This is a genomic window from Terriglobales bacterium, assembly GCA_035624455.1.
Lineage (GTDB): Bacteria > Acidobacteriota > Terriglobia > Terriglobales > Acidobacteriaceae > DASPRM01.
This window is the reverse complement of sequence record DASPRM010000144.1, coordinates 23625-39463: the sequence shown is the minus strand read 5'-3', so window position 1 is coordinate 39463 and position 15839 is coordinate 23625. Positions and strand designations below refer to the sequence as shown.

At 58.8% G+C, this 15839-nt stretch carries 10 protein-coding genes and 1 tRNA gene; 5 read left to right on the top strand and 6 right to left on the bottom strand.

The genetic code is table 11. The annotated features are described in order from the left end of the window. The 3 genes from VEG30_16290 to aceE form a co-directional block, all read right to left on the bottom strand. Window positions 1–1442, bottom strand: a 1442-nt coding sequence (locus VEG30_16290; protein HXZ81488.1) for a pyruvate:ferredoxin (flavodoxin) oxidoreductase, incomplete at its 3' end; no start/stop codon positions are given. Window positions 1443–1700: 258 nt separating this feature from the next. Next, a complete protein-coding gene (aceF, locus tag VEG30_16285) occupies window positions 1701–3551 on the bottom strand; it encodes a dihydrolipoyllysine-residue acetyltransferase (GenBank protein ID HXZ81487.1) in 1851 nt (616 codons plus the stop codon). Between the two features lie 121 nt (window positions 3552–3672). Beyond that, window positions 3673–6372, bottom strand: a complete 2700-nt coding sequence (gene aceE, locus VEG30_16280) for a pyruvate dehydrogenase (acetyl-transferring), homodimeric type (protein HXZ81486.1) — start codon at window positions 6370–6372, stop codon at window positions 3673–3675. A gap of 246 nt (window positions 6373–6618) precedes the next feature. Between aceE and VEG30_16275 the strand changes: the two genes are divergently transcribed. Then, window positions 6619–8733: a M13 family metallopeptidase gene (locus tag VEG30_16275; GenBank protein ID HXZ81485.1), complete on the top strand. Its 2115-nt coding sequence runs from the start codon at window positions 6619–6621 to the stop codon at window positions 8731–8733. 31 nt (window positions 8734–8764) lie between these two features. Next, window positions 8765–10174: a dihydrolipoyl dehydrogenase gene (gene lpdA / locus VEG30_16270; GenBank protein HXZ81484.1), complete on the top strand. Its 1410-nt coding sequence runs from the start codon at window positions 8765–8767 to the stop codon at window positions 10172–10174. A gap of 330 nt (window positions 10175–10504) precedes the next feature. On the opposite strand, the gene VEG30_16265 is transcribed toward lpdA, so the two are convergent. After that, entirely contained in the window at window positions 10505–11674 is a 1170-nt protein-coding gene (locus VEG30_16265; GenBank protein ID HXZ81483.1) for a glycoside hydrolase family 5 protein, read from the bottom strand. A gap of 96 nt (window positions 11675–11770) precedes the next feature. Between VEG30_16265 and VEG30_16260 the strand changes: the two genes are divergently transcribed. The 3 genes from VEG30_16260 (at window position 11771) to VEG30_16250 (ending at window position 14859) form a co-directional block, all read left to right on the top strand. Further along, entirely contained in the window at window positions 11771–12328 is a 558-nt protein-coding gene (locus VEG30_16260; GenBank protein ID HXZ81482.1) for a methyltransferase domain-containing protein, read from the top strand. A 205-nt stretch (window positions 12329–12533) separates the two neighbouring features. Continuing rightward, window positions 12534–13337 (top strand): hypothetical protein, encoded by an 804-nt coding sequence (locus VEG30_16255; GenBank protein ID HXZ81481.1) that lies wholly within the window; start codon window positions 12534–12536, stop codon window positions 13335–13337. A gap of 277 nt (window positions 13338–13614) precedes the next feature. Beyond that, window positions 13615–14859, top strand: coding sequence for an acetate kinase (locus tag VEG30_16250; protein ID HXZ81480.1), 1245 nt, complete (start codon window positions 13615–13617; stop codon window positions 14857–14859). Window positions 14860–15002: 143 nt separating this feature from the next. Here the strand turns inward: VEG30_16250 and VEG30_16245 are convergent. Together VEG30_16245 and tadA are read right to left on the bottom strand one after the other, a co-directional pair. Next, window positions 15003–15092 (bottom strand) — tRNA-Ser (locus tag VEG30_16245). A gap of 174 nt (window positions 15093–15266) precedes the next feature. Continuing rightward, a complete protein-coding gene (gene tadA / locus VEG30_16240) occupies window positions 15267–15761 on the bottom strand; it encodes a tRNA adenosine(34) deaminase TadA (protein ID HXZ81479.1) in 495 nt (164 codons plus the stop codon). Between the last annotated feature and the right edge of the window lie 78 nt (window positions 15762–15839).

The following is a 15839-nucleotide window of genomic DNA, read 5'->3' as shown; positions in this document are numbered from 1 at the left end:
GGACGTGGCCCGAAACGCAGGTGAGAGGTAGTTAGCGATCCCGATTTCTTCGAGTCGTATACGAAGTATCCCTGCGCGTAATTCTCGGTGTCCTCCCCGATGATCTTGATGGAGTTCTTGTTGGCGCCCACCGTCCCATCGGCGCCGAGGCCGTAGAACAGGGCGCGAACCGTCTTGGGGTCTTCGGTGGAGAACTTGGGGTCGAACTCCAGAGAGGTGTGGGTAACGTCGTCGATGATTCCGATCGTGAAGTGATTCTTGCTTTGCGGCTTGGCCAGCTCATCGAACACACCCTTCAACATGGCCGGCGTGAATTCCTTCGAGGAAAGCCCGTAGCGTCCGCCGATGACTCGCGGATAAGCCTGGAACGGAGCCTTGCCGTTGGCGAACGCTTCGCTGAGGGCGGTAACCACGTCGGTGTAGAGCGGCTCGCCGGCGCTGCCCGGCTCTTTGGTACGGTCGAGAACCGCGATTGACTTTGTGGTCGCGGGCAGTGCCTGGATGAAGTGCTCCACCGAAAACGGCCGGTAGAGGCGAACCTTAATCACGCCAACCTTATCGCCCTTGGCGGTGAGGTGCTGCACTGTCTCTTCGGCAACTTCTGCACCTGAGCCCATCAGCACCAGCACGCGCTCCGCATCCGCAGCGCCCACGTAGTCGAAGAGGTGATATTGACGGCCGACCACCTGGGCAAACTTATCCATCGCGCCCTGCACGATGGTTGGAGCGGCGAGATAAAAGGGATTCACCGTCTCGCGCGCCTGGAAGTAAACGTCGGGATTTTGCGCCGTGCCGCGCAGCATGGGGCGATCTGGCGACAGTGCGCGAGCGCGATGCGCGCGGACGAGATCGTCGGAAATCAATGCCCGCAGGTCTTCCACATCCAGCTCTTCGACTTTGGCGACTTCGTGCGAAGTACGGAAACCATCAAAGAAATGCACGAAGGGAAGTCGCGATTCCAGCGCCGCTGCCTGGGTGATGAGCGCGAAATCCATCACCTCCTGAACAGAGTTGGAAGCGATGATGCCCCATCCCGTCTGGCGAACCGCCATCACATCCTGATGATCACCAAAGATCGAGAGCGCCTGGGCAGCGATCGAGCGCGCCGCCACGTGCATCACCGTGGGCGTGAGCTCGCCGGCGATCTTGTACATGTTGGGAATCATCAAGAGCAGGCCCTGGGCGGAGGTGAACGTGGTGGCCAATGATCCCGCCTGCAGAGCGCCGTGCAGGGCGCCCGAGGCTCCGCCTTCGCTTTGCATCTCGATTACCAGCGGCACGCTGCCCCAGATGTTGGGCTGTTCCTCGGAAGACCACTGATCCGACCACTCACCCATGGGAGACGAGGGAGTAATGGGATAGATGGCGATCACCTCGTTGATCTTATGAGCAACGTAGGCGGCTGCCTCATTGCCATCGATTGTAACTTTGGATCTGCTCATGGAAATCCGTCCTTTGGTGTGAAACTGCCTCGCCCGCACCACCTCGGGCCGACCGGCGGGCAAAGCTCGAAAGTTGCTGACTGTTTATGCTCGCGCTGATGGGTACAGGAAGACTGTGATCAACAGCACAATGGGGTGGTCAAGGGTCACAGGGGGACGGTTGAGATTGCAAATAGGCTGGAGCACGGGACTACCCACCGTCACTCCGAGAGCGAGAGCGAAACGGGTAAGGCAACCCCAAGAATGAGCTGTGCCGTCCTACCCCTGCAGCGACAGCAAAAACGGCTGCTGGAAAGCGTCGCACAGCCAGCGCAGGAAGCGCGCCGCATCTGCGCCGTCGATGATGCGGTGATCGTAGGAAAGGGACAGCGGCAGCAGCAGTCGCGGCTCGAACTTCTCATCCACGTACACCGGCTCCCAGGACGAGCGTGACATTCCCAGGATCGCCACTTCCGGCGAATTGATAATGGGCGTAAAACTGGTGCCCCCGATCCCGCCCAGGTTGGTGATGGTGAAAACGCTGCCTTCCATCTCCTCTAGCGCGAGCTTGCGGGCGCGGGCGCGCTCCGCCAGTTGCGATAGCTCGACCGCAATCTGGATGATGTTCTTCTTATCAGCATCGCGGATCACCGGCACCAGCAGCCCACGTTCGGTATCGACCGCGACGCCGACGTGCACATAATCCTTGTAAACGACCTCCTGCTTGGCGAGGTCCAGGCTGGCGCCGAATTGCGGAAAGGACTTGAGCGCCGAGGCCACGATCTTCACCGCGATGGCAGTCATCGTCAGTTTGCCCCCGGCCAGCTCCACCTGCTTGGAGAACTGCTTGCGCAACGCCTCCAGGTTGGTGATGTCGGCACGATCGTGATTGGTGACGTGCGGGATCGTCCACGCCTGCTGCATGTGCTCGGCCGTCTTGCGCCGAACGCCCGTCATCGCCTTGCGCTCGATCTGACCCCAGCGCGTGAAGTCAGGCAGCTGCACGTGAATGACTGACGCACCCATCGCGCCGCGAGCGGTGACCTCGATGGCTCGCTTCCGCGAATGATCCTTCACATCCTCCTGAGTGATACGTCCGCCGGGTCCACTGCCCTTTACTTCGGTGATATCAACGCCGATCTCTCGCGCCAGGCGACGCACAGAGGGCGCGGCAGGCACCTCCGCCGGCGAAATCCCCGTCATCGAGCCCGCCGCGATGTAGCCTTCAGGAGCTTCCGCCCGCCTTAGCCTCTCAGATTCGTAGTCTCGTGGTTCCACCGCTGGCGGCGGCATGGAGGGCTCCATGCTGGCGGGCTTCTCGGCGGCTGCAATCGCTCCGATACCCTCCTCCGCTCCGGCATAGTGGGGAGGAGTTTCGCCGACGTGCGTTGCGGTTGTCCCGGGAGAAGGGTGGCCACCCTCGCCAGGACTTGCGCCAGTTGCCGCTGCCGGTGCCCCGGCTGTCTCCAGGACGAGAAGCAGCTCGCCCATTTTGAGCTTCTGACCCTCTTTAGCAGAGATGGATTTCACCACTCCCCCGGCCGGAGCAGGAACCTCAACTGTAGCCTTGTCGGTTTCGATTTCCAGCAGAGCCTGGTTCTCGCTGACCTTATCGCCCACCTTCACCAAAACTTTCAGCAGGTCGCCGGAAGTGATGTTTTCCCCCAGTTCAGGAAGCCGTACTTCGAGGGTTTGCGCTTTGCCTGTCGGCTCTACTTTCTCCGGCTGTGGTTGCTGCGATTGGCGCCTAGCTTCGGCTGCCGCCTGCATAGGAGCAGCGCCCGGTGCTGGCGCTGCTTTCTTGTCTGCTCTCTCCCTCGGCGGCTGGGTTGGCCGTGGCGCCGCCGATGCGGCGGGTTGGGCTGAGGCTCTGGCGCTTCCTGATGAGGCTCCATTCTCGTCGATCTGCAAAAGCGTTTGGCCCACGTTAAGCTTCTGGCCCTCTTTCACCAGGATCTCGGTCACCGTTCCTTGCACCGGACTGGGCACTTCCACCGCGGCCTTGTCGGTCTCCAGTTCGAGAATGGCCTGGTCCTTGGCGACCTGGTCGCCGACCTTGACCAGCACCTTCAGCAGGTCTCCCGTCGATATGTTCTCTCCCAGTTCGGGGAGCTTCACCTCAGTGCTCATTCACGATCCCTTTCGCATTCCCCAGCAGCAGCGATGTCAACGCGGGTGTCCCCCCCTCCTGGCTCCACTTTTTGGGTGGCCCACCCTTCCGCCCTCTTTTGGCGGAGGGTGGGAGTAAGAATTATGCCAGCACCGGGTTTGGCTTCTCCGGATTGATCTCGAGATCCTTGATCGCCTGCTGCACCGTTTCGATCTTTACTTTGCCTTCACGAGCCAGCTCCGACAATGTGGCCAGTGTTACGAAGCGCGCGTCGACTTCAAAGAAGTCGCGCAGCGCGTGGCGGCTGTCGCTGCGTCCAAAACCATCGGTTCCCAGGGAATGCAGCGGCCGCGGAAGCCACTTCGAAATCGAGTTGGGCAAGGTCTTCATGTAATCCGATGCCGCCACGATCACGCCTTCCGTATTCTCCAGGCACTCGGTTACGTACGGCACTCTGGGCTTCTCTCCCGGATGCAGCATGTTCCACCGTTCTGCTGCCGCGCCGTCGTTATACAGCTGCTTGTAGCTGGTCACGCTCCACACATCGGAGGCGACACCGTATTTTTCCTCGAGCAACTTCGCAGCTTTCACAACCTCGGGCAGAATCGCACCCGAACCCAGCAGCTGTGCCTGAGCCTTCCCATCCCTCAGCTCCGACTTGCGGAACAAATACATGCCACGCAGGATCCCTTCGCGCACTCCCTCGGGCATGGCAGGCATCTCGTATTGCTCGTTCATGACCGTCAGGTAATAAAAGATGCTCTCTTCATCCTGATACATGCGTTTCAACCCATCCTGCAGGATGACGGCAATCTCATACGCAAACGCCGGATCGTAGCTCACACAATTCGGCACCGAGTACGCCAGCAGATGGCTGTGCCCATCCTGATGTTGCAGGCCTTCGCCCGCCAGCGTCGTGCGACCTGCAGTGCCGCCCAGCAGGAAGCCACGCGTGCGCATGTCACCGGCTGCCCAGATGAGATCGCCCACCCGCTGGAAGCCGAACATTGAATAAAAAATGAAGAATGGAATGGTGTTGATCGCGTGGGTGGCGTACGCGGTTCCCGCAGCGATGAACGACGACATCGATCCGGCCTCGGTGATCCCTTCTTCCAGGATCTGTCCGTTCTTGGCTTCCTTGTAGTAGAGGAGCGTGTCGCGATCTACCGGCTCATAAAGCTGACCCGCGTGAGAATAAATTCCCACCTGCCGGAATAGCGCTTCCATGCCGAAGGTTCGAGCTTCGTCAGGAACAATGGGTACGATCAGATGTCCGATCTTGTCATCGCGCAACAGCTTCGCCAGCATGCGCACGAACACCATGGTGGTCGACGCGGTGCGGCCCTCCGTGCCTTTGTAGAACTCCTCCCACAGATCCAACGGGGGAAGCTGCCGGATTTTCCCGCTGCGGACTACGCGCTTGGGGATGTATCCGCCCAACTCCTGTCGACGCCGGCGCAAGTACTGCATTTCCGGGCTGTCGTCAGGAGGACGATAAAACGCCAGGTGCTCGCACTCTTCATCCGAAAGCGGAATCCCGAAACGGGAGCGGAAATTTTTCAGCTCTTCATCATTCAGCTTCTTCTGCTGATGGGTGATGTTCTTGCCTTCTCCACTCTCGCCCAGGCCGTAGCCCTTGATGGTTCGCGCCAGAACTACAGTTGGCTGTCCCTTATGCTCGACCGCCGCCTTGAAAGCCGCATACACCTTCAGCGGATCATGGCCTCCCAGCCGCATTTTCTGCAGTTGCGCATCCGAGAGGTGCTTCACCAATTCGAGCAGCTCGGGATATTTTCCGAAGAAGTGCTGCCGCAGATACGCGCCCGATTCCACCGCGTATTTTTGCAGTTCGCCATCGACTACTTCGCCCATGCGCTTGATCAACAGGCCGTCGCGGTCCTTGGCCAGAATGGGATCCCAGTCCGATCCCCAGATCACCTTAATCACGTTCCAGCCGGCGCCGCGGAATGCAGATTCCAGCTCCTGAATGATGTTTCCATTCCCGCGCACCGGCCCATCGAGCCGCTGCAGGTTGCAATTGATAACGAAGATCAGATTGTCGAGTTTCTCGCGCGCAGCCAGCGTGATTGCGCCCAGGGCTTCCGGTTCGTCGGTTTCGCCATCCCCTAAGAACGCCCACACTTTGCGGTTGGAAGGCGATTTCAGCCCGCGGTCCTCAAGGTAACGGTTGAACCTTGCCTGGTAGATCGCCATGATCGGGCTCAGGCCCATAGAGACCGTGGGAAACTCCCAGTAATCCGGCATCAGCCAGGGATGCGGATACGAACACAAGCCGCCGCCAGCCGCCAGTTCGCGGCGGAAGTTATGCAGTTTCTCCACCGGGATGCGTCCTAGCAAAAATGCTCGCGCGTAGATTCCTGGGGATGCATGCCCCTGGAAGTACACGGTATCGCCTTCGGTGCCCTCTCCCTTGCCGTGAAAAAAGTGGTTGAAACCAACCTCGTATAGGGTCGCGGCCGAAGCGTAGGTGGAGATGTGTCCTCCGATGCCTTCCACCTGCTTGTTCGACCGCACCACCATCGCCAGTGCGTTCCAACGAACCAGACTCTTGATTCGCCGTTCGATCTCTTGACTGCCAGGAAATGGGGGCTGCTTCTCCAGAGCAATAGTGTTGACGTAGGGAGTGGTGGCGCTGAAAGGTATAGTTACGCCAGACTGCTTGGCGTGGCGTTCCAGCTGGCGCAGCAGGCTCGCGGCCCGGTCTCGTCCGCTATGCCGAACCACATAATCGATGGAATCCAGCCACTCGCGAGTCTCCAGCAGCTCAAGACCATCACGACCGTTCTTATCAACTGCAACACTTTCGACTTCGACGCTCATATTGGCTTTTGTTCCTTCGGAGGCAATCCCACACTTAAGAAAATGTTATCAGATTGAGGGCAGAGCATGGCGGTAAGTGCGTGGGAACGGACGTCTCGTCCGTTCATGTCGAGGCGCTAGCCTCGACGGTGGGTTGACGCTACGTTAACTGAGATCTCGCGTTTCGTCCCACTTCGCGCTTTCCGCTGCCATACCGCGCTCTGTCCATTTACACTGTCCCGGCGATTTTGCTTCCGGAGCTGACGCATGAAAATTCGCGCCCTCGTGCTGTGTTCTGCCCTCGGGTCCTCGCTATTCGCCGCCAGTCAGGGTGGACCGACTACCACCTCACAACCTGCGTCGCAGCCGCCGGCTTCTCAGACGACCGCGAAGGCCACGGCCGACACGCCGCTCACCGAGCTGCCCTACACGCCCAGCCTGGATATTCCTTCCATGGATCCAACCGCCGATCCCTGCGTGGATTTCTATCAGTACTCCTGCGGGGGATGGGAAAAGAGCAACCCCATCCCAGCCGATCAGGCCTCGTGGAGTGTCTATGGCAAACTCTTCCAGGATAACCAGCGTTTCCTTTGGGGCCTGCTGGAAGATGCGGCCAAGCCCGAACCTGGACGCAATGCCTCGCAGCAGAAAATCGGCGACTACTTCAGCTCCTGTATGGATCTGGATGCGGTGGAGAAGCTGGGCGCCACTCCCTTGCAGCCGGAATTGGATGAGATTGCGGCGTTAAAGTCGACCGCAGACGTTGCCGCCTTTCTCGGACGCCAGCACCTCGAAACCGCTGGCAGTCACTTCCTGTTCGGCTTTGGCTCGGACCAGGACTTTGGCGATTCCACCCAGGTCATCGCCTTCGCCAGCGCGGGTGGCCTCGGCCTCCCCGATCGCGACTACTACTTCAAGGACGATGCCAAATCGCAGGAGACTCGCCAGAAATATCTCGAACACGTCCAGGGGATGTTTGAGTTGCTCGGCGACACTCCAGCCGCTGCCGCCGACAACGCCAGGACAGTCATGCGAATCGAAACCGCTCTTGCGAAGGCGTCCCTTACACGTGTTGAGCGCCGCGATCCCCACAAGCTTTATCACAAGCTCACCCTGGAGCAGGTAAAGGCCCTTACTCCTCACTTCAACTGGGACCGCTATCTCGAGCTCGAAGGGATTCCGAACACCTCGAGCATGAATGTCACGGAGCCAGACTTTTTCAAAGCCGTGGAGGCGCAACTGCAAAGCGAATCACTGGCAGATTGGAAGACTTATCTTCGCTGGCACGCGGTTCACGGCAAGGCCGCTTATCTCTCGTCAAAGTTTGTGGATGAAGATTTCAATTTCTATCGCAAGCACCTGCGCGGTGTTGCCGAACAGCAGCCCCGTTGGAAGAAGTGCGTGGCCTGGGTGGACCGCGATTTGGGCGAGGCGCTTGGACAAGTGTTCGTCGCCAAGACGTTTCCTCCCGATATGAAGGCCCGCACAGTGCAAATGACCGACGAAATCGAGCAGGCTATGGCGCAGGAAATCAACGGTCTTCCCTGGATGGGTCCCGAAACCAAGAAGCAGGCGCTGGAAAAGCTTCATGCCATCGTGAATAAAGTCGGTTATCCCGACAAGTGGCGCGACTACAGCAAACTCGAGATCAAGCGCGGTGACTTTATTGGCAACGTGAATAGAGGTATCGAGTTTGAATCGCGACGCGAACTCGCCAAGATCGGCAAGCCCGTGGATCGCGGCGAGTGGGGCATGACTCCACCAACAGTCAACGCCTACTACAACCCGCAGATGAACGATATCAACTTCCCGGCCGGCGTACTGCAGCCTCCCCTCTACGACCCCAAATTGGACGACGCTCCCAACTACGGCAACACCGGTTCCACCATCGGTCACGAGCTCACGCACGGCTTCGACGACGAGGGCCGCCAGTTCGATGCCAAAGGCAACCTTCGCGACTGGTGGACCGCGCACGACGCCGCCGAATTTGAGAAACGCGCCAAGTGCATTTCCGATCAATATTCGGATTACGTAGTCGTCGATGACATCAAAATCAATGGCAAGCTCACCCTTGGCGAGGACACCGCCGATCTGGGCGGGACCGTGCTGGCCTGGATTGCGTGGAGAATGCACACGGCCAAAATGAATTTGAAGCCCATCGATGGCTTTACCCCTGAACAGAGGTTCTTTATCGGTCTGGGGCAGTGGGCGTGTGAGAACCAGCGCCCCGAGAACCTCCGCCTCCTCGCCATCACCAACCCGCATTCTCCCGGCAAGTACCGCATCAACGGCGTCGTTTCCAACCTGCCGGAATTTCAGCAGGCCTTTAGCTGCAAAGCCGGACAGCCCATGGTCCGGCGGAACATGTGTAAAGTGTGGTAACGAAGATCAGGAAGAAAGGAATCGTTTGCCGGTGGGCAAGAAGATCGCAGTGGTTGGAGGCGGACCCGGAGGCTACGCCGCGGCATTTATGGCCGCGGACCTGGGTTTAGAAGTTACGCTGATCGATGATCGCGTGAACCCGGGAGGAGTCTGCCTGTACGAAGGCTGTATCCCTTCCAAGGCCTTGCTGCACGTGGCCGATCTGCTGCAGGAAACCAAACACGCCTCATCGTGGGGAATCGAATTCGGACTGCCGAAGATTGATCTCGACAAACTGCGCACCTTCAAGCAGAACGTCGTCAACAAGCTGACCGGTGGGCTGGCGCAAATCTCCAAGCAGCGTAAAGTCCAATATCTGCGAGGCAGGGCCGGATTCATCAATTCGACGACGCTACGGGTAACCGAGGTTACCGGCGGGCAGAACGATCACAACTTCGACAACATTATCCTGGCCACCGGTTCGCGTCCGGCGACGGTACCCGGCTTCCTGAACGAGCATCCGCGGGTCATGGATTCCACCGGTGCTTTGGAACTGCAGGACGCTCCCAAGACCCTGCTCGTCGTTGGCGGGGGCTACATCGGTCTGGAGCTGGGCTCGGTTTACGCATCTTTGGGAAGCAAGGTGACCGTCGTGGAAATGATGCCCGGCATACTACCCGGCGTTGACCGCGACCTGGTAAATCCTCTGGCCAAGCGCTTGGATGTGCTGCTGGCCTCGGTGCTGGTCAACACAAAAGTTGTAGAGATGAAAGATGCAGGGCAGGGAATTGCCGTCCGGCTCGAGGGACCTGACGTCAAAGAAGCGGAGCAAGTCTTCGAGCGCGTTCTGGTTTCCGTGGGACGAAAGCCAAATTCGGAGATCCCCGGCCTGGAGAAGACTGCGGTTACAACAAATCAGAAAGGCTTTCTGGAAGTGGACCTGCAGCGCCGAACCAAAGACCCCGCGATTTACGCCATCGGCGACGTCGCAGGTGAGCCCATGCTGGCGCACAAGGCATCGCACGAGGGCCGAGTAGCAGCCGAAGCCATCGCCGGCAAGAAAGTGGCATTCGAGCCACGTGCCATTCCGGCCGTGGTCTTTACCGATCCCGAGATTGCCTGGTGCGGACTAACTGAAACGCAGGCCGAAAAGGAACAGCGCGAGATCAAAGTGGCGCGCTTTCCCTGGGCAGCTTCAGGCAGAGCCACCACACTCGATCGATCCGATGGTGTGACCAAGCTGCTTATTGATCCCAAGACCGAGCATGTGCTGGGCGTAGGCATCTGCGGACGTGGCGCCGGTGAACTCATCGCCGAGGGCGTGCTGGCAGTGGAGATGGCAGCGCAGGTCTCCGATTTAGAAATGAGCATTCATCCCCATCCCACACTTTCCGAGACTGTCATGGAGGCGGCGGAAATCTACTTCGGAACCGCCACTGATATCTATCGGCCAAAAAGATAGGAGGCGAGCTGAGACAATTTGGTGTCGCCGCAGCAGGTCGCCGGACATCCCTCCTCTTCATGTAGCATCTAACATGAGCGAAAAGCTAAGCGGGAGTGCCTTTCACGCACTCCCGGGGAGCGACACTATGGCTGAGAGTACGAAGTGCCAGCATGAACGTTGCAACTGCACAGTGGCGGCGGGACAGGAGTACTGCAGCGAATACTGCCACGATGCAGCTGATGAAGACGTGGTTGAGCTGGAATGCGATTGCAAGCATCCGGCTTGCACGATGTGAACTTCACTAGCCCCTTCGATCGTGTCGTGCGACAGCGATCGTAAGAGCCACCTTTACTTCTCCAGCCCGAGAGCTTTGAGGACGGCATGGTCGACAGTGGCTTTGCCGTCCTTCTTCGTCACCACACCAAACGCGCCGGAGTAGTCCCACATCGTCCAGCCAATGCCGTGTTTCTCCAAAATAGTTCGGACGTCGCGAATCCAGGCAGCGCGATCATCGGGCGCGGCGAAATTCCGGTACACACCGAATTCGTTACAGGTCAGCGGGACGTTGTACTGATGAGCCCAGGCTTCGGCCAGAGCAATCTCTGCCTCGATGCGCGCTGGTCCCCAGGCATCATAGGCGTAGCGGGTGACGTAAAGACGGTCGAGTTCGTCGGGAACCTGCGATTGAAGCTTCCCTGCCATTGCGGGAGAAGAAGGATAAGGCACACCACCCTTCATGTAGTGCTGCAAGTTGCCCGCCCAGGTTGCTCCCTGGTGGGTGAAGATGTGGGGAGAATAATAGTGGAAGTTATAGATGATGTTCTCAAATCCAAGCGGCTCCATGAACAGGAGTTCGTCAAGGGCAGACCAGCGCGCTCCGGCGGCGATGATCGTGTGCCCCGGAGCTCCCTTGCGAATCGCCGCCACCACGCGGCTCTGGATGCCCTTCCACCGGTAACCGTCCTCGAGCTCGGGCTCATTCAGCACTTCAAAGAAAACTCGCTCTGGATCGGTGGAAGCGAAATGAGCCGCCAGCGCCCGCCACAGATCTGCAAGCTGCTCGACCGCGCCGTTGTCGGAAGCCAGCTTGCGCTTGAAATCGCTTTCCGGATGGAGGTCGATGATGACCGCCAGCTCCCGAGAGAGAATCATGTTGACTGCTTTGTCCAGCTCGGCCAGGTAGTCCGCCGGAATGTTGTCCCATTGGCCTGAGTGCAGGAAGGGCACGGGATTGATGCTGAAGCGGACATGATCAAAGCCCATCTGGCGAATGAGAGCGATGTCGTCAGCCGTTGTAAAACCCTGGAAGTGCTCCGGGGTATATCCCTTCGGATCGTAAACTTGCGAGAACCAGTGGCTGGTGTTGATGCCGCGCTTGAGATGGTCCGCGCGCCGGAAGGCCACTGACTGATCCGGCGCGCTGCCCGTCTGTGCGGCGAGAGCAAGGCAGAGAACATGGGACGGCAACAGCAGTGTCAGGGATTTGAGAAGATTTAAGGTTGTTCCGTGAACGCTCATGCTGTAGCTCCTCACCTGATGCGACAGCTTCTCCCAATGAGGGCGGCGCATCAATATAACGCTTCTGCTTCTGAGGTTCTGGCTCCCGAGGCCCCTATGGCAAATCATGTCTGTCCCTGGTGGTTGGGATATTTATTGGCATGCCCGTTGCGGCGCTACTTGCAGGATCCGGGCAAGATTCTGGGTCCTTACGTTCGTGAGGGAATGACGGTCCTGGAGCCCGGTCCCGGCATGGGCTTCTTTACGCTTGAACTCGCGCGCCTGGTCGGGCCGTCGGGGCGCGTGATTGCCGTGGATATCCAGCCCAAGATGATCTCAGGCTTGAAACGACGGCTGGCCCGAGCCGGCCTGCTCGATCGCGTGGATGTGCGCCTTGGCCGCTCCGATTCTATGGGAATCGCCGATCTTGCCGGGACGGTTCACTTTATTTTGGCTGCCGCTGTGGTGCATGAGTTGCCAGCCGCCGCGCAATTCTTTGCTGATGCCGCCAAAGCTGCGAAACCAGGAGCTACGATGCTATTTTTCGAACCTGCGGGGCATGTCAATGAAGACAAGCTGCAGGAGGAACTGTCAGCTGCTGCCGCAGCCGGATTCGTAGTCGCAGATCGCCCTGCAATCCGGCGGAGTCATGCAGCCGTCCTCAGGAAGGTCTAAGGAGCACCTGGTCGGAACGCGGAGCGACTGGAGCATTGGGAAGTGACACCGGGCCAGCAGCTTCGGATGGTCAGAAGGGCCACCCATCCGGAGTAGAATCTTCTCTCACAACTTCAAAGTTCTAGGCGGAAGAGCCACTATTCGTAGAGAATCAATCTGGAGTTCTCAAACCACTGGAAGTAACCCGCAGTCTGAAGGAGAGGTCATGATGAAGTGCAGGTCGAGTTTCGGACTGGTCTTTGCATTGTGCCTGATAGCCTCGAGCGCGTGGACTGATACTTTGGAGCTGAGGAATGGCAGCCGCATTAAGGGCAAGTTCATGGGTGGCACGGAGAGCGAAGTCAGCTTCCAGGTCGGTTCGTCGGTGCAGAATTACAACGTCGCGGACATCGTTTCCCTCAAGTTTGATTCCGATACTGCAGCCAGTGACATGCCCGTACGACCCAAGGCTTCGCGGGCCAGCGAACCGGTAGAGAATGCAACTGCGTCGTCGGTCACCATCCCTGCGGGAGAGCGTATTTCTGTCCGCACCATCGATGGCATCGATTCCACCAAGAACCGCGTGGGAGACCGCTTCCAGGCCTCGCTGGAAGAGCCCTTGGTAGTGGACGGTAACGTGGTGGTCCCCAAGGGAGCAGACGTTTACGGCCGGCTGGCCGAGTCCAAGACGTCGGGCACGTTCAGCGGCAGATCGCAACTACGGCTGGAGCTGACCGGCATTGTGGTGAACGGACAAACCGTGCCGGTTCTCACGGGGGATTACGAATTGTCCGGCAAGTCGCGCGGCGCCAGCACTGCCAAGAGAACGGTCGGCGGAGCGGCCGTGGGTTCGGTAATCGGCGCTCTCGCCGGTGGCGGCAAGGGAGCAGCCATCGGTGCCGGTGCCGGTGCCGGGGTTGGTGCGGGGTCGGAAATAATCACCAAGGGAGATCAAGTGAAGGTGCCAAGCGAGACTCTGCTCGAGTTCAGGCTGCAGCAGGCTGTGTCGATACCAGTGCCTCGGAGCTGATTTTGCCAGATTCTTAACGCGCTCGCTGCCGGAGGCAGGAACAAGCATGGTTTGCTCTGGATAGCGCTGAACTGGTTGCCTTCGCTTTTGCTGGAAAGATAAGTGGACGCCCTCAATCCCAGAGCGCACAGGGCGTCTGTCCAACCTAAACGGCCTTTTTCGTTCCCGGACAGATGACAAGCAACCCCATGTGATTTGCTCGAGTTTCTCAGGGAGTTCGTACGGTTTCACTGAACCGCAACAAGCCTGCTTCCTGCATTCAGGTTGAGCAAAAGCAATGAACGTTCTGGTGTTGAACTCGGGTAGCTCCACTCTGAAATTTCAAGTGATTGCCACCGACCTTGACCGCATCGGGAAGGATAAAGACGACCGCATCTGCCGGGGCGAGGTCGAGGGTATGGGCGGAGAGGCAATCATTCGCATCAAGTACCGCGACCAGCCAAGTGTGACCCTTACCGCGCCCTTGCGAGATATACCCGCCGCACTCGACTACTTGGTTCGCTACATCGCTTCGGATCGATCCGGCGTGGCAGAGATTAAGAAGGCGGCCGATGTGAATGCGGTGGGACATCGCGTGGTGCACGGCGGTGAAATGTTCAAGAACTCTGCCCTGATTGACGATCGGGTTTTGAAAGGCATCGAAGACTGTATCGATCTGGCCCCCCTCCACAATCCCAACAACGTCAAAGGCATCCAGGCCGCGCGCGAAATATTCGGCGCAGACGTTCCTCAGGTCGCCGTATTCGACACTTCATTTCATTCCTCGCTTCCCGAGCAAGCCTACCTGTATGCCATTCCATATCATTTTTATCGACGCCACCGCATCCGCCGCTACGGATTCCACGGTACCTCTCATCGCTATGTCGCTTTCCGCTATCGCGCCATGCGAGGGCTGACGCGCGAACAGACCAATATCATCACCCTCCATTTGGGCAACGGCTGCTCGGCCGCCGCGATCAAGGGTGGATACTCCGTGGATACTTCGATGGGGTTGACGCCGCTGGAAGGTCTGGTCATGGGCACCCGCTCCGGCGACCTCGATCCCGCTGTCGTCAGCGCCATCGCCAGAAAAGAGGGGCTGTCGGCCTTTGAGGTGGACAGTCTGCTAAACACGCAATCCGGCTTGCTCGGTATTTCTGGCCTCACCAATGACATGCGCGAGTTGCAGGCCGAGTTGAAAGAACACGACGACCGCCGGGTCCGCCTCGCCATCGAAATCTTCTGTTATCGAGCGCGGAAATACATTGGCGCATTCCTGGCTGCGATGGGAGGAGCTGACGCCGTCGTTTTTACAGGTGGCATCGGCGAAAACTCGCCGGACATTCGTGCACGGATTTGCGCGGGAACGGAGTGGGCGGGGCTTCGTCTCGACCAGGCCAGGAATCAGGAGATGGTCGCTCGTGAAGGCAAGATTTCAACTGAAGGCTCGACCTTGCTCGCATATGCCATTCCCACCGATGAAGAGCTCCTCATCGCGCGGGACACTGTACGAGTCATCCTGGGCGTGCCCCACCCGTCGTAACCGATTGAGGAGGATTCTCGTGCAAATGTCCGGCATCCCGTTCGTGCTCATCGACTGGGCGAGCGCACACCGCACAAAGGTGAGATGATCGGAATTTGGTAGTCAGTTGATAGCCAGGTGCTGTAAGTAGCAGAAAAAAGGACTGGCGGAGAGGGGGGGATTCGAACCCCCGATACCCTTTCAGGTATGTCCGCTTTCGAGGCGGATCGTTTCAACCGCTCACGCACCTCTCCGCGACAAATCAGTAGTCAGCTCTCAGCAATCGGGTGCCAGCGGTCAGCATTTGGCAATTGCTAGCTGGCAATTAGCAACAATCATCATAGCAAACGCATACGGCAGTCCGTGCTTCGACTAAGGTGACCAAAGGGGTACGAACAATGCTGAGATCCTTCGCCCACGGCGCGCACTCAGGATGACCCCTCGAATGAGGCATCCGCACTTGGGCTTTCAGATCCCTCGCGCCGCTGGCGAAAGAAAGACTGCAGAATCTCTTGTGCGCGGCCAGCCAGGACGCCGGCGGTCACCTCCACCCGATGATTCAATTGCCGATTCTCTAATAGCTGCATGATCGAGCGCACCGCTCCCGCCTTGGGGTCCTCGGCGCCATAGATGAGGCGCTTAAGCCGGGCATGCACGATAGCCCCGGCACACATTGCGCAAGGCTCAACCGTCACGTAAATCTCGCAACCACCAAGGCGGTAGTTGCCCAGGGCGCGTCCGGCTTCGCGGAGAGCCACGATTTCGGCGTGGGCGGTGGGATCGGAGTCCGCGATCGGCCGGTTGCTGCCCCGGCCGATAATACGGCCATCGCACACGACCACCGCACCGACTGGCACCTCGCCGCTGGCGAGCGCTTGCTGCGCCTCACCCAGGGCGGCTTGCATGAACAGTTCGTCGGACATTAGATTCTTCGCCAGTTTAGCGGCTGCCGAGAGAAAACCACAGACGGGGTTGCAGAGATAGCCAATTAAGCCATTGCC